Origin of the sequence: Longitalea arenae (assembly GCF_016924755.1) — a bacterium.
GTDB classification, from domain to species: Bacteria; Bacteroidota; Bacteroidia; order Chitinophagales; family Chitinophagaceae; genus Niastella; species Niastella arenae.
Map to the genome: position 1 here is coordinate 143330 of NZ_JAFFJX010000013.1, position 23618 is coordinate 166947.

Below are 23618 nucleotides of genomic sequence, written 5' to 3' on the forward strand. Positions count from 1 at the left end.
CGCTGTGGACCTTACAGGTCATTTGTCATTTCAGACCTGTAAGGTGGACTTAGCGATTCTTTAAAGTTCGGACGGATGAGTCCACCTGACAGGTCGTTTATTTGATGGTCTTAATCTTTGACCTGTCAGGACCACATAACCCACTGCAATTGCAAATGGCCGCTGTGGACCTTACAGGTCATTTGTCATTTCAGACCTGTAAGGTGGACTTAAGTATTCTTTAAAGTTCGGACGGATGCGTCCACCTGACAGGTCGTTTATTTGATGGTCTTAATCTTTGACCTGTCAGGTCCACATAACCCACTGCAATTGCAAATGACCGCTGTGGACCTTACAGGTCATTTGTCATTTCGGACCTGTAAGGTGGACTTAGGTATTCTTTCAAGTTCGGACGGATGAGTCCACCTGACAGGTCGTTTATTTGATGGTCTTAATCTTTGACCTGTCAGGACCACATAACCCACTGCAATTGCAAATGACCGCTGTGGACCTTACAGGTCATTACAATAAAAAATTACCTCGGCACACCGGTCAGCACCAGTGTTTGTCCGCCGGAAGCATAAGCCTGTACCGAATTCGCTTTACTCGGGTTCAGGAACTTGGTGCCTTCCACCCAGGTATGCGAATGAATATTGATGAGGAAGGTGCCGGCGACGTCTACATCTTTGGAGATATCAATCATGGCGCCGTGTTCCCAGGTACCAAAACGCTGGTCACTGGTGGGATTATATTTGGTGCCGGCCAGGGTTTTGTTCTTCAGGTCGATAAATACTTTTTTGGTGCCGGACGCAATCGAATGCTGCCAGATCAGGGAATTATGCGTAGCGCCGGGGAAATAAGAATCCCCGTCTTCCTGGATATAGACATAGTTTTCGGTTACACAAAGGTTATCGGGATTGATGATATCCTTACCGCCATTGCTATCACCGTCTTCAATGATCGAAAGTTTGCCTTTCAGCGGATCATTGGCATTCATACTCAGGTGATATACGCGGCCCCAATAGGTTTTTTCAGGAACCCCACTTACACCCGTAGCCGTGAAATACACTTCGCGGCTTTTGGCGCCACCGCCTTTCTGGTAATCGAGGTCTTCTACGCGGGCGAACTGGATCGATTTCAGGGAAGTATTCAACGCTTCGATCTCGGCGCCGGACAAAGATTTGGCATTGGGCACTTCCACGAATTCAACATCGTAGGTATTGCCTTTGGTCATGGCCGTTTCAATCTGGTTCAGATCGGTGCGGCGCAGTACATAGAGTTTACCATTGTCGAGGTCGCCGGGGGTGTTAGACACATATAAATAGACCTGGCCGTTGCTGGCGTCTTCGCCAAGGATGATCACGGTTTTACCGGGATAGGCATCTTTATGCAGGGGCACTGAATTCTCACCGCTGAATTTGCCCAGGGCCGGTTTTACGCGGGAGTTGTCGGAAGGCGTAGCGGCGGCAATGGGATCGATGGCATGGGTCATGGCGTTCACATTGCTTTCTCCGGTGCTCAGGAACATATGTTTGGGAAAGCCATGTTCTTCGGGGGTGGCCAGGGAGCCGGAGCAGAGGCGGAACATGCCGCCGTCGGTATTCACGATGTATTCGCCTTTAACAGGGTTTAGTTTATGATCGAGGTATACGCGGGAGATGGCATAGGTATTTTCGTGGTTGGTGACCATGATATAGCCGCTGCCATCGGGATTTTTAAGAAAGCCCTGGCCATCGGGGGCGCCGCCGTACACGAAGTTCGGATAACCGGGAATGGTATCGCTGCTGCTGATGAGGGTATAGGCTTGTACGGAAGAAGCAAAGGCCGGATCGATGGTCACAAATGATTCGGCATTGGACCTGTTCTTAAACTCGGGCTTTTCGGTATTGTCGTTGTCGTCGGTTTTATCGCAACCTGCAAATACCATGGGAAGCGCGAGCGCAGCTAGTAATCTTTTTAACATGCTTATCTGGATTTAGGCCGCAATTAAAACCCTTGTTGTTACCAAATCGTTACCCCAGTATTATGGAAATATATTTCAAAAGCGTGCAAACTATGTTCTAAAATGGGCAAAACATGATGTTTTTGAGCAAAAAGGTAAAAAACACCCCTGTAACTTGCATTCAAAAGGCATAAGGGCTCCGGCTGACTGTGCCCGGAAGAGCTGTAGCGTCGAATTATTGAATTGCCTGGTATGTACCATTCCACACACTCACTACATACAGCAAGGAAGATCGATCCGACAGATTATAACACCTGCATATATAAAAAGCCCGGTTATCAATTTGATGCGATGTGCGAAACCCATCCATATTCAATCTATGTGCGAAATGCTGTAGCTGCGGTGAAACAGCAGATCGACCGCTATCCCCTGCGGTACAGGACCTGCCGGGAGCTGCTGGAAGCTACCAGCACCATTAACCGGAGGATGCTGGAGCGGGCCTTCAAGTATGAATATGGGTTCCGCATTAAAGAATACCAGGTGAAACAGCGCCTGCTCTGCGCCAAAACTTTCCTGCTCGAAGGCATGCCCATCAAAAGGGTGGCCATTAAGTGTTATTACCGCTCCCACAGCGCTTTCTGCCGCGCGTTCAAACGCGAATTTAATATTACTCCCTCCATGTGGCTGCGCAGCTAAAATGTATAAGAATCGTACAAAATGGTATAACTGCAACCGGTACCTTGTGTATGTTTCCCGAGTTATGCAGCAACGAGACCATGATATAGCCCGTGTGCAGGACATCTTACAGCATTTGGATGTAAGCCGGTGCCGGCAGGTAGCCGGCTGGTTACAGGATCATATACGGGCGCTGGAAGTAGATGACGCCATGTTCAAGCTGAGTATACAACAGTTGCGGTTGAGTAACCGAACCCTGAATGTATTACAGCAAAACAAGATCCATAGTATCGGGCAGTTGTTGAAGAAAGCATCCGATTGGGATAATATCAGGAAGTTGCGGGGGGCCGGTGATAAAGTGTTGCAGGAGATCAGGGCCACGGTGGAGCAGCTGCAGGCGGGAAAAATAGTGAAATGAATGACCAGGCATTATGCCACACAATGATAAACCTTACTTAGCTAAAACCTGATTTAGTAAGTAAAACCTTGTCCCATGCTCAGGAATCTAAAGCCTTATTCGAAGTATGTGCTGGATGCCGTTAAAAGTATCAAAGAGCACATAGATGCCAATCCTTTTCAGTACAAGACGGCCTCCGCCTTGTTGGAGCATGTGAGTGGGCCGAACCGCAGCGCCGTGGAGAAAGCGTTCAGGGATGTATATGGCGCCGGTATTAAGGAATACCAGGTGCGGCAGCGCCTGGAAGCATCAAAGCAGTTTTTAGAATCAGGCATGACGAAGAAGCAGGTAGCGGCCAAATGTTATTATAGTGGCCAGGCGGCCTATTGCCGGGCCTTTAAGAAGGAGTTTAATATTACGCCTACCGAATGGCTGAATATCTATTGTTAGTATCCCCGCACAAAATCTTGCAATAATGCAAAAGAATCTTACAAGAAAGCAAAATAATCGCGCAAAAATGAGAAATAAAGCCCTGTAACTTGCATTACGTAATCAGTTCACAGTTGTAAGTTCAAAAAACAAAATGCACAGTTCACAGTTCTAAGTTCGCAGTTCACAGTTCAAAGTGCTAAGTTCAAAGTTGGTAAGGCCGGATCTACTACAAGGGATCATCATTAAAATCTATTCTGTTACCATATAAAGGTTTTATCCAAAACTGGATAAGGTTTCGGCCGGTACGCCGCGGTTGTCCAGCTGCAGCAAAGCCGGCAAGCCCCCCTACACCAATACTTATTGTTCGTATTAACTATTAAACATTATCAACCATTCATCATGGAAGGGCCTGCTATTCAAAAAAGGAGTATGCTATCATTTGCCTGGTTAACGAAAGCCACTCTTGTCGAGATCATTTCCATTTTATTTATCATTTTATTCCTCTATACCGGCATCAGTAAGCTGATGGAGTATCCGGTGTTTAAAGAACAGATCGCAGAATCACCCATCTTAAAACCCGTTGCACCATTTATTGCATGGTCACTACCGTTAACAGAGTTCCTGGTATCCTTACTATTAATAATACCCCGCTGGCGCCTGAAGGGTTTATATGCATCGCTGTTACTGATGATCGCCTTCACTATTTATATCGGCGCTATTATGACGTTCGCGAAGGAATTGCCCTGTAGTTGTGGCGGAATTATCTCCTTGTTATCGTGGCAGGGGCATTTGATCTTCAACAGCAGTTTTATTGTGCTGGCTTATTTAGGCGTGCGATTCGAAAAGCAGCTACGCCGGAACAGGATACAATCATTTAACCTGGAAAACAGCTAGTATATGGAAAATACAATTAAACAGGGCGGTTTTGTGGTGACACCAGGCGATGGCGGGCTGTTCGCCCAGGCGGAACAAACCGAACTAAGCGTACATGCAAATGCTTCAGAAGAAAATGCAAAGGCAGTAGCCATTAGCCGTTTGTCGATCATTATCCCGGCCTATAATGAAGAGAAGACGATCGCTTTGATCCTGGATAGGATCAATGAAGTGAAGTTATTGCGGAATATAGAGAAGGAGGTGATCATTGTGAATGATTGCAGTACGGATGGAACGGAAGCTGCTGTGCAGGCGTATGTAGCGAAGAAAGAGAATTTAACGATCAATTATTTCAAATATATCAAGCATGAGGTAAACCAGGGGAAGGGTGCGGCTATCCATACGGGCATTGCGGAGGCAACCGGCGAGTACCTGTTGGTGCAGGATGCCGACCTGGAGTACGATCCGGGCGAGTACAACACACTCTTGAAACCCATTGTACTTGGCTCGGCAGATGTGGTATACGGCTCACGTTTTATGGGCGGCAATCCACACCGCATCCTGTTCTTCTGGCATTCGATCGGAAATAAGTTCCTGACCTTCTTAAGCAACATGTTCACCAATTTGAATCTGACAGATATGGAGACCGGGTATAAGATGTTCCGGACGAATATCATTCAACGTATCCGGCTCGATGAAAAACGGTTTGGGTTTGAACCGGAAGTGACGGCGAAGATTGCGATGGTGCCGGGCGTGCGGATCTATGAAGTAGGCATTAGTTATTATGGTAGAACGTTTGCGGAGGGGAAGAAGATTGGGTGGAGGGATGGGATGAGGGCTGTTTATTGTATAATGAAGTATTCATTATCTGGCGCCAGCAAATGCATAAACAAGGGCGTAAAGGTAACCGTGGAATAAATATGATAATAGATAATAGAAATAGAATATGAAATCGACATCCAAGCGATTGCCATTATCACTAAACACCTCGTTTAGTAGTCACATCGTCAGAACACCATTGTTTCAAACAGGCTGGCACCAACATATAGAATATGAACTGATTTTATTTATACAAGGTTCTGGTAAAGTATGTATTGGCGATTATGAAGGGCATTATCAAGCAGGCGATATCTATTTTATTGGAAGTAACCTGCCACATGCATTTAAAACAGCAATCAATACAGCAGTAAGCGCCTTGACAATTCAATTCCGCGAAAACTTTCTGGGCAGTCATTTTATGAACGTACCTGAATGTAAAACAATAAAAGAATTATTAAAAAAGGCTACTGGAGGAGTACAGATTACAGAAAAAGCCAAAACTAATCTCTCACTGTTGATGCATGCATTAGAGAAAAAAAAGGGTATAACCCGCATTATTTTATTACTACAATGTTTCGAAATCATGAGCTTGAATGACAATTACAACATCTTGGCGGCAAAAAAAGCTCAGAGACCAATTGATAGAAACGTTGATTCAATTGACAAAGTAATTGATTTTACATTGGTCAGTTTCCATGACCGTATATCCTTATCACTAGTAGCAACCCTTGCCTGTATGAGCATACCATCGTTCTGTCATCATTTTAAACAGAGTACAGGAAAATCATATATAGATTTTTTGAATCAAGTGCGGATAGAGAACGCCTGCAATCAGCTATTAAAAACCGATAAACCGGTAATAAATATTTGTTATGAAAGCGGTTACAATACGGTGGCCTATTTTCACAGACAATTCTTACGTATAAAAAAAATCACCCCTTTAAAATATCGAAAATCCACTCTAGTCGTATAATACACAAAAAGGTTATTGAATGATGAATGAATAAATTAAAACTGTATGAATTATTTACAAACTTCTCCTTTTGAACAATCCTTCAAGGATTTTTTATTCAAGAATCGTTTCAACAGGCTCATTCTATACCTGGCAGCAACCGCAATCATCATCCAGTTTGGTATATTCAAATATTTTTATCCGTTTGCCAGCTATATACATGGGGATTCCTTCTCTTACATTAATGCAGCTCATTCGAACCTGACCATCAATACATACTTAATCGGGTATTCGAAGTTTCTCAGGCTCTTTAATATTTTTGCCAAGCCTGACTATATGCTAGTGGCCTTTCAATACTTATTCATTCAGTGCGGAGTTCTATTTTTACTATTTACCATTTTTTATTTTTACAAAGCGAGACGGATTACACAAATCATCTTGTTTTGCTTTATGTTGTTTAATCCATTGTTCCTCCACCTCGGTAACATGGTTAGCAGTGATGGATTATTTTTAAGCTTAAGCTGTATATGGTTCAGCTTACTACTTTGGCTTATTCATCGACCCACAAATAAAATTATCATATGGCATGGCATCGTGTTATTTATTGCTTTCACCGTTCGTTACAATGCTCTGATCTATCCCGTTATTGCAGGCTTAGCATTTTGGATGTCTAATATATCATTACGAAAAAAAATAACCGGCTTGGCCTTTGGACTTCTCCTATGTGGGTTGTTTGTTGGTTTCACCATGTGGCGTTATAAAGTATTGACCGGGTATTGGCAATATTCACCCTTCAGCGGCTGGCAATGGGCCAATAACGCAATGTATGCATATCGCTATGTTGACAGTGCTGAATGGAAACCAGTACCCCAACGATTTAAAGCGCTGGACAATATGATTAGGCAAATGTATGCCAGAACCAAGAATTTATTGATGGATCCCAAAGAAAGAGAGCAAACGAGCACTTTTTATATGTGGAGCTCTGGCTTGCCGCTTATGCAATATCGCGATAGCCTATTTAATTTAAAGGATACTCAAGCCATAGAATTAAAGAAGTGGGCTAGTATGGGACCATTGTATACAGCATATGGCTTGCACATCATTCGTCAATACCCCCTGCATTACTTGCGTCATTTTGTTTGGCCTAACAGTCATAAATATTATGCACCGCCGGTTGAATTTCTAGCAGAATATAATGGTGGAAGAAAATATGTAAACGAACAAACAAAAAGGTGGTTTGGTTATAAAAGCACTAAAGTCAGAATCAGGATGGACGACAATAAAGTAATTGTTCTTAATTTTTATCCATACCTAAGCGGTGTGATAAACTGGGTAATGTTCTTTGGGCTCATATTCTATTTGTTGTTGAAAGGTTGGAAATTTAATTCAGTCTTTAACAAAACAATATTGCTTGCAGCCTTTTTATGGTTAACCAACGCTTTTTTTACTATTTGTGCTTCTTCGGCTGCATTGCGCTTTCAGTCGTTTCCCATCATCTTGACCACCACATTTTCTTTACTAGTTGTTGACTGGATGTTCCAATTGATGAATAAAATGAAGCATGAAGAGAATAAACAGAAGTCAATGCAGGAGAGGTTACAAGGCGAAGCGATAGCATAAATAAAAGAAGTAATAACTTCTTTACAATGAAACGAACGAGTAAGTTGTGACCATTTGAGCCGCTGAATAGTATCTTCACAACTTCCTTTTTATTTTCATTGCTAATGGTTCATTCTTTGCAAAAAGAAATAAAAGCACAACTCAAAGATTGCAAAAGAAATATGAATCAATAAACATTATCCTTTTGCTACCTTAGTAATAAGCTGGTTAAATAAAAACTTAAATCATGAATAATACTAAAGATATAAAAATTATGTTGTTATCACTTGCAATATTTTCAATAATCGGCGGTGCATTGGCATTTCGCGTAAACCTTGATGTGAACTATTGTACCACATTACCAAATTTGACTTTTGCTTGTGCTAATGGACTAGGAGGAGTAAGGAAATGCCCAAACCCAATGTTTGGCAAAACGCCTTCCGGTCAATCACAGTTCTTCTTCTATTGCTACACTGTAACTAATAATCCTAACAATTGCAACACAAATACAAATTGTCAAACAACAATCTCAACTAAATTCACTAATGATTACTGAAAAGGGAATAGACAACTAATCGGTACATTCTCTTTTATAAAATAATATATACTTATGAAAAGAATCAAACACATGTTGCTATCATTTGCTTCATTTGCAATCATTGGAGGTGCATTGGCATTTAAAGTTAAATTACTATGGACTATTGCACCACAGTAACCCATGCAATCTTTGTTTGTACGCAAATCAGGTAAGGAAATGTCCAAATCTGATGTTTGATAAGCACCTTAGAATGGATGAAACTTTCCATTTTATTGTTATACTATAACAACTTACCCTAAACTTCGTAACTCGATTACCAACTGTCAATTCACAACTTCCACAAAATTCATAAACGACTAAAATCCGAAAGTCACCGACTTCTATGCTAGCATTTTAACCACATAAACTCAAAAAAACACTCACTAACTACATAAAAAAATGCTGTTTCAACACTTCATAACCAGCTTGCCATTTAAGCAATGGTGTTTTCACGACCAAGAGAATAAACGCCTATTATGGTTTTCTTTCGCAGTAATGATCATTTCCTTTGGCTGGCTTAAATACTTATATCCCTTTCCCAATTTCATGCCTCCAGATTCACATAGCTATTTGAATGCGGCCCAGGAAAATGACTTTATCAATATTTGGCCAATAGGATACTCCAAATTTTTACGCCTTGTAAGCGTTTTTACCACTTCCCATTTGATATTGGTAATACTCCAATACTTTCTATTAATGGCCAGCATCTTATACTTTTTATCTACTATTCGTTACCTTCTGTCTCCTAGCAAGTGGCTGTTTAGAATTGTCTGTTTATTAAGTATTGGCAACCCTTTATTACCACACATTGCCAATTTTGTGTCTAGTGATTGTCTATTTGTTACCCTAAGCCTGATATGGTTTACACAATTATGCTGGCTATTGTGCCAACCAACCCTAAATCTGATATTAATACATGCAATTATAGTGCTCTTGTCTTTTATGGTGCGATTTACCGCTATTTGGTATCCGGTTATCAGTATAGGCATCATTGTATTCACCCACTTACCAAACAAAATAAAATGGCTTGGTGTTGGATGCATAACATGTTACATCCTAGCTTTTATCGGCCGTACGCAATATGAATACAAAATTAGAACCAACACCATTCAATATGCAGCTTTTGGGGGTTGGCAAATAGCAGCTAATGCCTTATATGGCTATGCAAATGCCCGCCCAATAGATCCGGAAAATGTTCCACACCCATTTAGGATGTTGCATTCGCTCGTCAACCACCATATGGATTCACTCAGCAAACTTACGGTACGACCCGATGAAGAAATTGGTGTATACTATCAATGGGATTTTAGTTCTCCACTACGGGTATATAATAAGGAACAATGGAAGAACGATAAAAATACACCCTTTTTTATACAATGGGCTTCAATGGCGCCTTTCTATGCTTCCTACGGGCGCTGGTTAATCACCAAATATCCATGGCCATTTATTAGGCACTACGTCTGGCCTAATCTTATACGCTATTATGTTCCACCATCCTATTTTATGGGGAGGTACAATATTGGTAATCGAAACGTTGACGCAATAGTAGTTTCCTGGTTCAAATGGCAAAATGACCAATTGCCAACCCGTACCAAAGACAGAAACATTCGTACAATGGATATATTTCCAAATCTGCTGGCGATTATTAACCCTGTATTTTTACTATGTAGTTTAATTTTTATTGGATCCGCAGGTTTAAAAAAATGTAACCCAACCAGCAAACGCGTCATCACCTGTATGCTTTTAATTTGGTTTACCAACACCATTTTTAGTATTCTATCGGCTCCGATTGAACTGCGCTATCAGATTTTCCCAATCGCTGTTACATTACCTTTCGGATCATTTTTATTTTCTTGGATTATTCAATCACTCAAAACTGTATCAAAAAGTAAAGAAAGCCAGAGTATCCATATTCCTGAACCCGTGATAAAAACAAATTAAAATAGAGAATATGAAATACATCATTTTAATTTTTATCATAGCCTGTTTGGCTGGTTGTTTTGGAGCCGAACCACAAAAAACAGGTAAAGAAGGTCAACCTATGCCGGAATTTTCTTTATTGCTAACTGACAGTCTTACTGTACTAAATACAGGTAATATATCAACAGGAAAACCGGTAGTTCTTTTTTATTTTAGCCCTTACTGCCCTTATTGCAAAGTGCTTACAGAGGAGATCATTGAGGAAATAGATGAGTTAAAAAACATCCAGTTTTACTTTGTCAGCATCTACCCAATATCAGATCTGAAGTTGTATTATAACTATTTCAAACTTGCTAAATTTCCAAATATCACAATAGGCCAGGACATTGCACAATTTGTATCAACTTATTTTCAAATGCCAGGAGTACCCTATACAGCAATATATGGAAAAGATAAAAAACTAAACAACGCGTTTATAGGCAAGCTAAGCGCCAATCAATTAAAAAGAGTAGCGGAACAATAAAAATTATTGCGCAATACCCTTATGAAAACAAACTGCTTATCCGAAGCAAGGGCCCGCTGGTGGCTAAGCAGTAAGCATTAGTAAGCCTGAAAAGGTATGCCTGTTAAGTCCTGTTTTAAAACAGCCAGTTTTCAGGAATGCAGTAACCTTAGGCAAAACAGTGCTTGATTGTAAAAAAAATCTGACGGTGTACTGCCTGCCGCAGGTAAATTGACTACATACAGGCAGAATTTAATAACTAAAGTTTAGCTTTTTAAATTTAAAAAAGCATTAATTTATGAAAAAAATAAAGATTATGCTGCTATCGCTCGCATTATTTGCAATCGTTGGTGGGGCATTGGCGTTCAAAGCAAAATTTGATGTAGACTATTGTACTACAGTAACAAATAGCTCATTTATTTGCACCAATGGGTCGGGAGGTGTTAGGAAATGCCCGAATCCAATGTTTGATAAAGTACCTAGTGCTCAATCAGGATTTCCGTTTTATTGTTATACAATAACAAATAATCCTAACCTTTGCAACTCAAATACTAATTGTCAAACAACAATCTCAACCAAATTTGTTAATGACTTTTAAATTGGAATCGAAATTGTAATATAAGTGGCTGCCTAAACAAAATTTTAGGCAGCCTTTTTAATATGACTGCAGATTTATTATTAAACAATCGGCCTACCTTTTTTGCCTCAATCTTATATTACAGAAAGTGCAAGTGTTACCACAAATCCCAGTCGGATCCAATTCATACCTACTTTCAATACCTTTTAACTTAAATGGTATTCCCGATGTCATCCAGCGAGGGGCTGGCGCACCTTTTAAATAGTGATCGAAAAATTGCGTATATCGAATGGTTAAATCCCTGGCATTATCGCCGGCCACGGTGTGATAACCATCGTCATATTGCAACCACCATACTGATTTTCCCAGACGGCGAAGTGCAATATACATTTCCAGTGCAGAACCTGCGGTAAACGCACCATCCCTTCTATTATGAAACATTAATAAAGGACAAGTGACCTTATCAGCATTTAACACAGCGGAATGATCTAACCACTTTTTTTTGTTATTCCATAAATTATCAAGTCCACCAGAGCCATAAGCATTTTTCTCAGCCCATTCCAAAGTGCTTTCACCTCCGTCGGTATTTCTTCCCCATAACTTTAATGCTGAACTTATTATATTAGTTACTCCAGCACCCATTGACATGGCTGCAAATGAGGAAGAATGAGAGAAAAGATAATAACCAAACCGTCCTGAATTACTATGCCCTACTGCCCCTAAATGCTGGTTATCCACGTAAGCCAGGCTTTTAAGATAACGAGCTGCGCCTTCTATCGTATTCATAATACTAAGGCCCCAATTACCATTTATAAAATACACATCCGGCATAAATACGAGATAACCGTGACTCACCATCCACGCAGGCCTATCAAGTATATTAGGGCGGTTAATATAGGTAGGAATGGGAAATTGGTACAATTGATCAGTAACAGTACCATAAAAAGCAATTATGACTGGATATTTTTGGGAAGAATCGAAATTTTCAGGTTTATATAAAATTCCTTGACTTATATGGCCGTCTAACTCTTTAAAAGAATGTAATTCAGCTGAAAGCCAGTTATAATTTTTCTGCGGCTGGAAATTTGTTATCCTTTCGTACGATCTAAAATCTTTCGTTATGAAATAGTTTGGTGCTTCAGTTGCCGTTTGCCGTTGCACTAGCCATACATTCACATTGGTAGCTTTTATTGGATTCATTCCATTATTAATACCATTAGCCATTTGATCTAATCTATCCATAAAACAAGCTCCCATATATAAGAGCTCAGGATCACCATTTGTTCCCAATATCTTTCGGCAGTAACCGTTAAACTTTGTTTTTCTGTTAAATGCCTTAAGAATCAATGTATCTCCCCTTGAATAAATTTTCATAGTAGAAGAATAGCCAATTATCTGTAACAATGTATTGTTTAAATGACCATACCTGTTGGTAATGTTTATAGGCAGTTCTTTACCTTCCAGATCCAGTTGCCAGATATCATAAAGATCGGATACCAACACCTTTTCTCCCCCTAACCATCCGATTAATTGGGAGGGCACAATCATAGCGGGCAATTGATTATTCGTCCTTAAAAAGCTACTTTTGTAGGCTAACTTGCCTGGGATATTTTTTGAGATATTTGTTAGCTTTCCATTTATTACATTATAGCTATAATAATGTCCCCCTTCGTTTCCGTTAAAAAAAACTAGGTAATTCCCTTCCGGAGAAAACCTAAATACAGAATTGCTACCTTTTCCAGTTGCAGGAATATATTTCCTTCGGCCATCTTTTAATGATATAATCCAATTACTATCGTTTTTATTATTCTCCTCCCAGAATTTGTCGCTGGTAGACAACTTTGTGACAACTGCATAATCACCAGATATATGAGAGGCAAGTTTTTGGCTCACATTCTCCAACTGTACCGAATTATTCAAGTCCAAATCAAATGCGGCTGCATAAATTAAAGGTTCTTTTAAAAGCGCCTGACTTGATTGAATTATTTCATCCTTATGACTCCATAACTCCATTTGTACAAATCCTTTATCAGCAATCTGCGTATCGATATCTGATTCTACATAATAAATAATAAACTTTCCATTGTCGGTAATTGAAGCGGGGCCTGTAATCTTTAGCTGAGAATTTGAACCTACTAAATGATTATTCAATTTCATTAAAGCCTTATCCATACCCACCTTCCAATACCAAATAGAACTTTCAGGCTGTTTTGAGTTATCATTTTGCGTTTTCTTACTTGTATCCACTTTGTTAATTAAAAAAACCACTTGTTGGCCAGATCTATCCATGCTATAACTATCCAAGAGCAAACTATTGTTCGCACTAGACCAAATTGTTTGCGTCGTATTATTTAAAGTATCGTTATTATAATTAAGGTTGACATATTTCAAAGCTACTATCGTATCACTGCCAACCTTCTGCTCTGTTTTTAACAACATGTATTTACCATTGTTATGAAACATATAAGTTTCCACATACTGGAAACGAGATTCCTTTTGCGATGTAATGTTATAAAGGAGCAGTTCGTTTTTATCGTTGAATTTGATAGCCAGCCATGTGCCTTCGTCATCAAAGTTAAAGTCGGCAACATCAACGAACCGATTTTCCATGCCTGTAAGTAGATTACATAAAATGACCTCATTATTCTTTCTTTTCCAGGCAACCCACACATGCTTACTTGTCAACTGATCAGCAACAGGGACTTTAATATCCAAGATTTCTTTCTCGCATCGTGTAATTGAATTACCTGGATTCAGAAAACAAAGTTCGCCGTTTTTACGGAATACATAACACTTGCTATCAGCAGAGAAAAAACCTGGCTCAGCATCACTAAATGCCAGCCTCCATGTATCCGTTGTCGATTGTATCACCAAACTGTCAATATTACCGCTACGATCTATTGTATAAGCTATGAACTTACCATCAGGACTAATAGATGTAGCATTCGGCCTATCTGACAGACCGATCCAGTTATCAATTGCTTCAAAGTCAAGCAATGCTTTTGCAGGTTTGGATGGCTTAATATGTGCATGACTCCATACATATTTATCCAAGTTCCAACGCTCACTCCCTTTGGTTGCTAAATTTTCTGAAATTACTGTACTGTTTTGCGCCCAACAAATATTAAAAACAGCGATCTGCAAAAAACTTGTAACAAATCGTTTCATATCAACTATTTTATGACAACAGTAAAAAAACGTTCCAGAAGGAAAGTATACTTTTTACTAAAAAAACTATCCAAAATTTTAGATATTGATTATTTAATTCGAGACCAAATGGCACCGCGATCCAAGTAAGTTTGCTTTCCTTGTTTCATATCTTCCAACGTCTTTTGCCTCCCTCTACGCTCGGGAGCCAACTCAACCGCTTTTTGCTGCCAATAAATTGCCTCTTTCCTCTTACCTAATTTGTATAATAAATTGGCATAAGTATCTAAATAAGACCCTTGATTAGGCATTATTTTTATAAGCCCTTTCATCCACATAGCATATTCATTTAAGAGTTTTTTATCGTTAGATATTAAAAAAGCGGTCCAGGAATGCGAATTAATTTTCATATCACTGATGTGCCATTTCTTTAATTTAATTGCATTTTTCAATAATTGATCATAATTTCTATGACGGTCGTACCATTCTACCTTGGCTTCTATAAGATTTCTTCTTGTCGTATTTTTATCAAATTTGGCAGCAATTCGTTTCTCCAGTTTAGACCAATCTGCTTCACTTGAATCTGTTTGTAACTTTCCAACAAAACTTCCCAGATACATCCCAGACATGGCAATGGTTTTGCTTTTGTTTTGCTCATTATAAAAAGGCATTATGATCTCGTTTTGAATTGCCATATCCACCACTCTTGCAGCATATCCCTTTTCACGCATCGCCTTGTCAATCAATTTTCCGTCACGATAAAAAAAGCCGAATAATCGAGTAGAGGTGCCCAATGGTGCCTGACTACAAGCCTCAATCCTTTCTTTCGTGTATCTCTCATTTCGGTTTAAACCAGCCATATACTGGCTCAACTCTTTCAACAACATTTTCCAATTATCCCAATCACTCAAGTTGTACGCCGTTTTCACCATTAATGGATACTTTTCATAATTACGTTTTCCATTTTTATAATCGGTCATTAATTGTTCGTATTCTTCATAAGGATCAACATACACATTTCCCGGCTGGATGACACCTTTCGCCATTTCAATAAACATAGCTGGTTTCCTGTAACCTACCTCTTTAAGTACAATAGCGCCTCCTGGGGAAAGAAATATAAATGTTGGGTACTCTTCGACATGGTACTTTTTGGCAATAACAGCTGCATTTTCGTACCAACGCTTTATTTCTTCATTGTCATGCGATGTTTTATCCATTTGCACCTTAATTGAAATAAAATGAGTATTTAAGAAGTGACCTACGGAGTCATTGGAAAACGCTTCTGTGTCCATTAGCTTACATGGGCCACACCAGGTGGCATAGCAGTCGATGAAAATGTATTTATTTTCCTGTAAAGCTTTTTGTTTTATTTGATCCCAGCTTAATCCTTCTGTCCATTGGATAGCACTTCGATCGATACTTTCTGGCTTCAAGCTACTTGTACTCGGTGTTTGCGCTCGGAGCATTACAGGTGTTAAGGCTAGAAAATAGATTAAGTATTTCATCAGAACGTTATTTTTTTTGCTGTCAGCACATTGATTAAGCGATATTTTACCCAAGACCCCTTCGTCTAACAACATGACTATTATAAATCACTTCTGCTAGTGGCTAGTTTAAATTCTGTATTTATTCTTTGATTCACAACAAAACCGATTAATAGAATGCTTATTAGCTTTTAAAAAACAGAACTGGTGACAAATGCCTTGAACTGAGTAAACTTGAATGGTGGGAAAGTGTAATGCAAATTTATAAAGTTCACTCGGCTTCTAATAGCCAGCGTTCTGTTTCAAATTTGGTGCAGATCTTAATTCACTTAATGGGATAGGATATAACTGTTTATAACTTTGCCAAGCGTTTCCATTTGCCTTCAACGGTGTTACCACTTCCATTACTTCGTCAATTTTACCTGTACGCTTAAGATCAAACCAGCGATGCCCCCATTCACTGAACAACTCCACTTGACGCTCATGTAGTATTGCAGACAGCAAAGAATTCTTATCCACTACAGTTGTCGGATCCAGGCCAGCACGATTGCGAATGGTGTTCAGGTCGTCTTGTGCACCATTAATATCACCCAACTGTACTCTTGCTTCTGCTCGTATTAGATATTGTTCAGCAAGACGCAACACCATAAAATATTCATTCATATTAGATGTACCTGAACTGGTAGTGATGTTTGGGTCGTTTTCAAACAGTTTATATTTAAAAACATAAGCCATCGTGTCATCTTTAGTGTCAGTCACTTTAAAAATGGTAGTATCAATCCAATTTCCATAAACTGCACGATTATCATTTTTCTCAAAACTGCTTAGCAATTGCTTGCTCACTAAAACTGAATTTAAGTCTAATATGGGGCCGGTGGCAGGAATAATTAAATTTCGAGCTTCCTGGGTATTAAAATTTATCTCGGTTGGTTGAATCTGCCATATCGCTTCCTGACTATTCTTAAGAAAAACAGAATTTAAATCAGGCAATTGACTGCCAAATAAAGTTGTATTATTTATTACAGCTGTTGCGTTATCGGCTGCTTTTATAAAGTCGCCGGTATATAAATAAACCCTGGCCAACAAAGCTAACGCCGCCCACTTAGTTGGACGAGTTCTTTCTGTAGTATTTTTTAAAAGTGTTGCATCTAAGTAATCATCACTTAACATAGTTATCGCTTCTTCTAAATCAGTAATAATTTCTTCATACACCTTTTCCGTTGAGGAGCGCTCCAGTAGCGAGTTGATCTTCGCATCTGTCGTCAGCGCCAATGGCACATCACCAAATAAGTTTACCAAATAGAAATAACAGAACGCCCTGATAAACTTTGCTTCACCAATTAATTGCATTTTTACTGCGGGCGTTATTTGGGAAGATCCACTTAACCCCTCAAGCGCAGCATTGATTTTAAAGATAAAACCGTACAAAGGAGCCCAATGCTCACCGCCAGAAACCAGGACTGGCGTCAATTGCTTCAATTCATTTCGATAATAATCAACATAATTGGGAAAATCACTGATCAAGGTATATTCGTCAGCCGAAAGACCAGCAAATAAAGATATACTACCATCAATCCCTCCTACCTGAAAAGGACTGTTATTCATTGCCCCATAGATTGCGGTGAGCACCGAAATGGCTGTGACATCTGAAGTGTATACCGCATCTTCTGTTATCCTGTTTGGAGGTGGCGGAATTTCCACAAACTTTTTGCAAGATGAAAAAGAGAAAAAGATGAAAAAAAGAAAATGAATCATTTTCCACTTGCACCCGGAAATTTTCTTATTATGTTTAGGTAACATTTTTTAAATTTTATATAATCATTAATACACTCACCATGTTCCATTATAATGGGACCTTATAGTTCAAATTTCATCCCTACGGTCCACATTTGCAACGGCGGTAAAGTGGTATGAGTTTGTGTTTCCGGATCAAGACCGCTATACTGGCTTATTGTAGCCAGATTATCCCCACGGAAATACAATAAACAACTTTGTAATTTTATTCTGTTAGTAAATTGAGAAGGCATCTGCCAACTTATTGAAACATTTTTTAAACGGATGAATGATGCATCATAACTATAATCAGCGTTACTATTTGTCATAGTTGCTCCGTTAGATGACATGGTGGTAAATCGGTTGATCGCCGCGATATCGCCCGGCTTTTGCCAACGATTTAAAATGGTAACAGGCTGGTTGTTAGCTCCACTTGATGAATACCGTCCGGGCACCACTATGCCGTTTGAGAAATAAAGATGCTTGAACCCATTTTGATACACAAATTGAAATAAAAAATCAATCTGAAATCCTTTAAAACTGACGCTGTTCAACCAACCACCATAGTATTTTGATTGTACAGGTACTAAGGCGGTCATATCTTCGATGCTATTAGGATCCAGAGTCGGTTGTCCATCTTTGTTAAACACCAAATACCGGCCAGTAAGAGCATCCACCCCGGCATAACGATATACTTTATTTACGCCAAGAGGCTGTCCAACAATTACACCATCAAAACCAAGTGCATAACTGGTTTCTTCTATGTCCGGAAAGCTAACTAATTTGTTTTTGGGTATCGTGAAATTAATATTGCTTGTCCAATTAAAGTCTTTTTCTTTCACAATAAAAGTATTCAAAGTGAACTCCCAATTCGTATTACGGATGACGGCTGGAAAATTTTGAACTGTAGAAGGGAAACCAGTAACAGTAGGCAAGATGTATGATATAATTTGATTAGTAGACTTGTTTAATGCATAGGTAGCTCCTAATACAATCCGATCATTAACAAGACCAAAATCGATGCCTCCCTGCCATTTACGGGTCTCCTCCCATTGAATGTATGGATTAGGAATACTGGTTACCTGCAAACCAGTTGTATTCTGATAAGGTATTGGGGGGTTAGTAATAGCATAAGTACTAACATATAAGTAATCAGGGATTTGGTCATTCCCCGTAGTGCCATAGCTGGCTCTGAGTTTTCCAAAACTTATAAAGGGTATATTTTTTTTAATTAATGGCTCTTGGCTAAAAATCCATCCAAGTCCTATACTACTAAAGTTGTGAAATTTGTTTTTATCACCAAAACGGCTGCTTCCATCCCGGCGAGCCGTAAGATTAACCAGGTATTTTTCATCCCAATTTATACTCAGCCGACCAAAAAAGGCATTGTATTTATATAACAAAAAATTGGAACTGTTTACATTTTTTACATTGGCAGCTAATATTGATTGCATCATCTGATCATTTGGATAACCAATTCCATCAAACTGCAACATATCGCTACTGTTTTTTTGCCACGTGCTACCTATCAACGCTTCAATTTTCCCTTTATTTAAATTAGTAGTATACCGGATCTGGGGCTCAATGATCCAATTACTCATGTTTCTTTTTCCGTAAGATGCAATTCTGTTATAGAAGGGTCTGTTTTCAGGTTTATATAATTCTAACCTCATTGGAAGAAATAGGTCATTTTGCATATTTGTATACCCAAAACTACCTGCCACTTCAAGCCCTGACAGTAATCGATAGGTAACTCGCGCATTAGCCAGCAGATTCTTTGTATTATTAACAAAATCAGTACTGACCGTATACGCCATTGGATTATCCCATGTAGAATTACCAGCAGCATTAGGCGCCCAATGCAAAGTACCATCTTCGTTATATATATTTGGTGCGTTAGGCGCCAACAAAACAGCATTCTGGGTGAGATCGGTACCAGGCAAATGGTTTTGATCATACATATAACTTCCGCTTAGCTGCACTTGCAGTTTTTGATTTTTTGAAGCAGCGTTAATGTTAAAGTTTAATCCGCCCATTTTATCATCAAAATCGCCTGGAAATACCGTAGTGCGCCGGTTAAATGTAGCTCCAATCAAATATTGTACGATGGAAGTTCCAGCGGAGATACTGGCATTTATATTGGTATAATGCGCGGTACCACCAATCAATTCTTTTTGCCAGTCTGTATAACGGGTAGTATCCCAGACTGTCAAATCATATGTCCTGCTGCTGGGTGTAAGCGTTGAGATATCGATACCATCGTTTTTATAAGCCTCGTACCGCATTTCCAGGTATTGCTTTGTGTTCAACATTTTGGCCCGGCGTGTTACTTTTCCCCAGCCTTGTTGCAGATTGAAATTCAATTTCGCAAGCCCACTGGCCTTTCCTTTTTTGGTTGTGATTAAAATGGCCCCGTTTCCGGCTCGTGAGCCGTAGATAGAAGTTGCATCCGCATCCTTTAATACATCAATAGATTCTATATCATTTGGATTAATGTAATTCAACGGGCTCCCGCCCTGCACGAGGTTGTCCAGAAAATTACCATTGTCAAAAAGCTGATATGCATAAGGAACCCCATCTATCACAATTAAAGGTTCAAGGCCACTAAGTCTAAGGCTATTTCGACCTTGAATGCGCACTGTAACACCTCCTCCCGACAATCCGGTCAGCTGGGTAACCTCTATTCCAGGCACCCTTCCTTGCAATGCCAACAATGGATTTTGTATTGGACGTTTTTCAATGTCCGTAGCTTTAACAGTTGAGATATTCCCCGTACTAAACCTCCTACTCGTCGTCCCATAAGCAATCACCTGCATCTCATCCAAATTCCCAACAGCCACCTTTAACTTTAGCGATAAAAAGTCCTTGTTCTTAACAAGTACTTCCTGCCTATCATACCCCACCGACGTAATCAACAACACTGCATTCTCTGCAACGTCACGAAGGACAAACTCCCCCTTCAAATTAGTTGTCGTCCCCTTGCTGGTACCTTTCACCATTACGTTCACACCACTTGCCGGCGCTCCATTCTCATCAGTAATAACCCCACGCACCTCAATGGGATCTCTGAGATCTGTTAATGAAAGTTGTTTGGCGGGTTGTTCCCTCCTCGGCCTCACCACAATAGTCTTCTCATTCACCTCATAATCCAGCCGACCTTCCTTAAATATCAGCGCAAGCACATCGTGCACGCTGGCATCTCTAACGGATACCGTAACGCGGGGTGCGCCCTCCAACAACTGAGAAGTATACAGGAACTTATAATCCGTTTGTTGCTGGATCTTTTTAAAGACGCGTTCCAGGGGAACGTCCTTCTCTGAAAGCGTGATCCGCTGCCCATACCCTGCAGCATGGATCTGTAAACAAACTCCCAGTATTAAGATAGCAGTGAGCTTCATAATTCTACCTGCTTGTCGCAGCATTTTGGTGGCGCCACCGTAGTGGCGGATGCTTTGTTTTGGTTCAGGTGCTTTATTGTCTATGGCGGGCAATAAATGCACTAGTTTGCAAACGATAATTTGCATACCTTTGGGTTAAGTGTTAACGAATGTGATGCCTCGTAGTGTTGCAGGTAGTTGACATCCCAAAGCCGGCAATGTGACAGCATCGCTGGCTTTCTTGTTCTAAGCAGTTAATTATAGCAATCGTAGCTACAAGCAGGCAGTCAATTTTCCCTACAATTAAAAATGGGACATGGCCTAATGTTTAATGGGATCAGCTCCCTCCGGCAGGATCCGGTTATATATTGATAAGGCAGGCGATCAAATGATAAGGCTGGTCAATATCAGGGCTGCGAATTACACTTCCAGGGTATTGCATTAATACGGGGCAGGGCTTAAAAATATCAGCGTAGGTTTATGGTCGTTTAATTTCTTATAATGGTTTGACAGTAATTTTTTTTCCTTCGACGGTGAACTTTACTGAGCCGGTCTTCTCCAACAACTGTAATACTTTCGAAGCATTGTTATAGCGCGAGATCTCCCCATTGAACTCCCATTGCTTCACGGTTTTGCTTTCATAGCGCGTAGGCTCGAGATCATACCATCTTTCCATTTGCCGCATGATCAGCTGGATATTGGTATTGCTAAAAACGAATTTCCCCTCCTTCCAGGCCATCACCTGTTCCAGGTCTACATCGTTGAGCACATCGATACTGGCTTCGCTTAATACGGCCTGCTGCCCGGGTTTTATTAATCGTTCGGCTTTCGCCAACTGCACTTTTACACTTCCTTCCAGCAGGGTCACTTTTATATTCGCTTCATTCGCGTAAGCATTCACATTGAAGCGGGTGCCTAATACGACGACGTTCATGCCCCCATTCGATACTATAAAACGCTTTTTCAATGATCTGCTTACTTCAAAATACGCTTCCCCGGTAATCTCTACCCGGCGCTCTTCTTCTATGAAGGCTACGGGGTAGCGAATGCTCGACTCCGCATTCAACCATACCTTACTCCCATCGGCCAGCTGCAAATACACCACATCACTTCCCCGGGGCACCGTTACGGTATTATAGATCAGCTTTTGCTCCTTGCCCTTACCGCCTGTATACCGTAATACCCCATCCTGGTCCTTTGCCACCTGGGTGCTGCCCTGGGTGGCGAGTAAACCGGTTGCGCTGTCTAACAGAATAGTCTGGCCATTATCCAGGGTTAAGTAAGCGGCCTGGGTCCTGGGCTTCACTTCCTGCTGGATGTTCTGCACCACCACAGGCACGGTGGCCGGCTTATTCGACCGAACGAAGTAATAAATAACAAAAGATACCATCAATAACAAACCAACCGCTGCTGCGGCATAACGCCACCAGGTGAAACGAACGATCTTTGTGGCTGGTGCTTCTTCCTGCATGTCCTCCGGCAAACCCAATGCCCGTAGTTTCTCCCAGGCCCTATGTACATCCACGGCCTGCATCCTTTCCTGCCGGGCCGTTGATTCCTTTAACACATACACGGCATCACTCACTTCATGGAAGAAGATCTTATTTTCTTCCGATTGCTGTACCCAGCTTTCCAGCTCCACCTGTTCGGGCGGCGCCAGTTCATTGGTCAGATGCCTGTAAATAAGGGTTGCTATATGGGATGATTCAGACATGCGTTTCTTGTGCGGTTATTCGATCGGCGAAGAAATAACCTTTTAATAACGTGTTGGTGACATTCACATCCTATAAAACGCCTAACTGTTATGGAATCTCTAAGCCATTGGAGAATTTATTTTTCACTAGATGGTGAGCGCACAGATCCTGGCTTTTTGTGCAGCCAGCAGCACAAATAAGAACCAGGCAATCTCCAAAGTGTTTTCGCGCAGGTGCAGGCGCAGGGCTTTCAACGCGTTTTGCTTTTGGTTGTACACCGTACTGGTGCTGATATGGAGGATCTCGGCCACTTCGGCAGGCTTTAGTTCATCAATATAAAGCATTTTAAAAATGCGGCGGCATTCCTCGGGCAGCTGATCAATGGCGGCCTGTACCTTATTATATATTACATCCCTGATCTCATACTCATACACAAAACTGGTATCGTTCTGAATGAGCTTCACCAGCTTTTTCTGATGATCACTCATCGATCGCCGCTGGCGGATATAACCCAGGCAGCGGTTGCGCACACTTACATACAGATAAGCCCGCAGATTTTCTTCGGTGGAAAAGCCTGCCGCCTTCTCAAATAGTTTGCGGAAAACAACGATCACAATATCTTCCGCTTCATCTGAATGCTCGATCAGCTGTACGGCAAAATCAAATAGTCTTGGATAATAGGCCTCGAACACCCGCTGAAAGGCGGCATGTTTCCCTTGTTGAAAATCCAGTAAAACCTGCTTATCTAAGATCGGAGCCATGTACAATGAATTCCAGAATTAAGCGCTGCCCCAAAAGCACAGGGGGCAGACAAAAAGTGCTACTAATACCTGATAAGGAATTTTCAGAGAAAGCGGTTTGTTTGTTCCGGCTATGGAACAGAGCATCTAAGGGCGACC

General features: G+C 40.6%; 17 protein-coding genes. 10 read left to right on the forward strand and 7 right to left on the reverse strand.

The annotated features are described in order from the left end of the window. Positions 1-514: 514 nt before the first annotated feature. Positions 515-1942 (reverse strand): alkaline phosphatase PhoX, encoded by a 1428-nt coding sequence (locus JT717_RS21955; RefSeq protein ID WP_205513187.1) that lies wholly within the window; start codon positions 1940-1942, stop codon positions 515-517. A gap of 231 nt (positions 1943-2173) precedes the next feature. Between JT717_RS21955 and JT717_RS21960 the strand changes: the two genes are divergently transcribed. The 10 genes from JT717_RS21960 (at position 2174) to JT717_RS22005 (ending at position 10688) form a co-directional block, all read left to right on the forward strand. Then, complete coding sequence (locus JT717_RS21960) at positions 2174-2617, forward strand: helix-turn-helix domain-containing protein (protein WP_240348345.1); 444 nt, start codon at positions 2174-2176, stop codon at positions 2615-2617. 64 nt (positions 2618-2681) lie between these two features. Further along, complete coding sequence (locus JT717_RS21965) at positions 2682-3014, forward strand: DNA-directed RNA polymerase subunit alpha C-terminal domain-containing protein (protein WP_205513188.1); 333 nt, start codon at positions 2682-2684, stop codon at positions 3012-3014. A 75-nt stretch (positions 3015-3089) separates the two neighbouring features. After that, a complete protein-coding gene (locus JT717_RS21970; protein ID WP_205513189.1) occupies positions 3090-3443 on the forward strand; it encodes a helix-turn-helix domain-containing protein in 354 nt (117 codons plus the stop codon). A gap of 411 nt (positions 3444-3854) precedes the next feature. Then, positions 3855-4319: a MauE/DoxX family redox-associated membrane protein gene (locus JT717_RS21975; RefSeq protein ID WP_205513190.1), complete on the forward strand. Its 465-nt coding sequence runs from the start codon at positions 3855-3857 to the stop codon at positions 4317-4319. 3 nt (positions 4320-4322) lie between these two features. Further along, complete coding sequence (locus tag JT717_RS21980) at positions 4323-5216, forward strand: glycosyltransferase family 2 protein (protein ID WP_205513191.1); 894 nt, start codon at positions 4323-4325, stop codon at positions 5214-5216. Between the two features lie 28 nt (positions 5217-5244). Continuing rightward, positions 5245-6090, forward strand: a complete 846-nt coding sequence (locus tag JT717_RS21985) for an AraC family transcriptional regulator (protein ID WP_205513192.1) — start codon at positions 5245-5247, stop codon at positions 6088-6090. A gap of 45 nt (positions 6091-6135) precedes the next feature. After that, a complete protein-coding gene (locus tag JT717_RS21990; RefSeq protein WP_205513193.1) occupies positions 6136-7689 on the forward strand; it encodes a hypothetical protein in 1554 nt (517 codons plus the stop codon). Positions 7690-7915: 226 nt separating this feature from the next. Then, the gene (locus tag JT717_RS21995; protein WP_205513194.1) at positions 7916-8224 is read left to right on the forward strand and encodes a hypothetical protein; all 309 of its coding nucleotides are present in this window, start codon (positions 7916-7918) and stop codon (positions 8222-8224) included. Positions 8225-9187: 963 nt separating this feature from the next. Further along, positions 9188-10186, forward strand: coding sequence for a hypothetical protein (locus JT717_RS22000; protein WP_205513195.1), 999 nt, complete (start codon positions 9188-9190; stop codon positions 10184-10186). Positions 10187-10196: 10 nt separating this feature from the next. Beyond that, on the forward strand, positions 10197-10688 hold the full coding sequence (locus JT717_RS22005) for a TlpA family protein disulfide reductase (protein WP_205513196.1): 492 nt from the start codon (positions 10197-10199) through the stop codon (positions 10686-10688). Positions 10689-11358: 670 nt separating this feature from the next. Here JT717_RS22005 and JT717_RS22010 read toward each other — a convergent pair. The 6 genes from JT717_RS22010 to JT717_RS22035 form a co-directional block, all read right to left on the reverse strand. Next, a complete protein-coding gene (locus JT717_RS22010; RefSeq protein ID WP_205513197.1) occupies positions 11359-14412 on the reverse strand; it encodes a S9 family peptidase in 3054 nt (1017 codons plus the stop codon). A gap of 89 nt (positions 14413-14501) precedes the next feature. Further along, positions 14502-15896: a thioredoxin family protein gene (locus tag JT717_RS22015; RefSeq protein ID WP_205513198.1), complete on the reverse strand. Its 1395-nt coding sequence runs from the start codon at positions 15894-15896 to the stop codon at positions 14502-14504. Positions 15897-16157: 261 nt separating this feature from the next. Next, positions 16158-17675: a RagB/SusD family nutrient uptake outer membrane protein gene (locus tag JT717_RS22020; protein ID WP_240348347.1), complete on the reverse strand. Its 1518-nt coding sequence runs from the start codon at positions 17673-17675 to the stop codon at positions 16158-16160. A 56-nt stretch (positions 17676-17731) separates the two neighbouring features. Further along, a complete protein-coding gene (locus JT717_RS22025; RefSeq protein ID WP_205513199.1) occupies positions 17732-21172 on the reverse strand; it encodes a SusC/RagA family TonB-linked outer membrane protein in 3441 nt (1146 codons plus the stop codon). 349 nt (positions 21173-21521) lie between these two features. Then, positions 21522-22739 carry a FecR family protein gene (locus JT717_RS22030; RefSeq protein ID WP_205513200.1) on the reverse strand — a complete coding sequence of 406 codons (1218 nt, stop codon included), beginning with the start codon at positions 22737-22739 and terminating at the stop codon, positions 21522-21524. Positions 22740-22865: 126 nt separating this feature from the next. Beyond that, the gene (locus JT717_RS22035; RefSeq protein ID WP_205513201.1) at positions 22866-23480 is read right to left on the reverse strand and encodes an RNA polymerase sigma factor; all 615 of its coding nucleotides are present in this window, start codon (positions 23478-23480) and stop codon (positions 22866-22868) included. Positions 23481-23618: the final 138 nt, after the last annotated feature.

Excerpts from the sequence above, each read along its gene's own strand:
- JT717_RS21955 (WP_205513187.1), bottom strand. The coding sequence starts at position 1,942 with ATGTTAAAAAGATTACTAGCTGCGCTCGCGCTTCCCATGGTATTTGCA.
- JT717_RS21960 (WP_240348345.1), top strand. The coding sequence starts at position 2,174 with ATGTACCATTCCACACACTCACTACATACAGCAAGGAAGATCGATCCG.
- JT717_RS21965 (WP_205513188.1), top strand. The coding sequence starts at position 2,682 with ATGCAGCAACGAGACCATGATATAGCCCGTGTGCAGGACATCTTACAG.
- JT717_RS21970 (WP_205513189.1), top strand. The coding sequence starts at position 3,090 with ATGCTCAGGAATCTAAAGCCTTATTCGAAGTATGTGCTGGATGCCGTT.
- JT717_RS21975 (WP_205513190.1), top strand. The coding sequence starts at position 3,855 with ATGCTATCATTTGCCTGGTTAACGAAAGCCACTCTTGTCGAGATCATT.
- JT717_RS21980 (WP_205513191.1), top strand. The coding sequence starts at position 4,323 with ATGGAAAATACAATTAAACAGGGCGGTTTTGTGGTGACACCAGGCGAT.
- JT717_RS21985 (WP_205513192.1), top strand. The coding sequence starts at position 5,245 with ATGAAATCGACATCCAAGCGATTGCCATTATCACTAAACACCTCGTTT.
- JT717_RS21990 (WP_205513193.1), top strand. The coding sequence starts at position 6,136 with ATGAATTATTTACAAACTTCTCCTTTTGAACAATCCTTCAAGGATTTT.
- JT717_RS21995 (WP_205513194.1), top strand. The coding sequence starts at position 7,916 with ATGAATAATACTAAAGATATAAAAATTATGTTGTTATCACTTGCAATA.
- JT717_RS22000 (WP_205513195.1), top strand. The coding sequence starts at position 9,188 with ATGGTGCGATTTACCGCTATTTGGTATCCGGTTATCAGTATAGGCATC.
- JT717_RS22005 (WP_205513196.1), top strand. The coding sequence starts at position 10,197 with ATGAAATACATCATTTTAATTTTTATCATAGCCTGTTTGGCTGGTTGT.
- JT717_RS22010 (WP_205513197.1), bottom strand. The coding sequence starts at position 14,412 with ATGAAACGATTTGTTACAAGTTTTTTGCAGATCGCTGTTTTTAATATT.
- JT717_RS22015 (WP_205513198.1), bottom strand. The coding sequence starts at position 15,896 with ATGAAATACTTAATCTATTTTCTAGCCTTAACACCTGTAATGCTCCGA.
- JT717_RS22020 (WP_240348347.1), bottom strand. The coding sequence starts at position 17,675 with ATGTTACCTAAACATAATAAGAAAATTTCCGGGTGCAAGTGGAAAATG.
- JT717_RS22025 (WP_205513199.1), bottom strand. The coding sequence starts at position 21,172 with ATGCAAATTATCGTTTGCAAACTAGTGCATTTATTGCCCGCCATAGAC.
- JT717_RS22030 (WP_205513200.1), bottom strand. The coding sequence starts at position 22,739 with ATGTCTGAATCATCCCATATAGCAACCCTTATTTACAGGCATCTGACC.
- JT717_RS22035 (WP_205513201.1), bottom strand. The coding sequence starts at position 23,480 with ATGGCTCCGATCTTAGATAAGCAGGTTTTACTGGATTTTCAACAAGGG.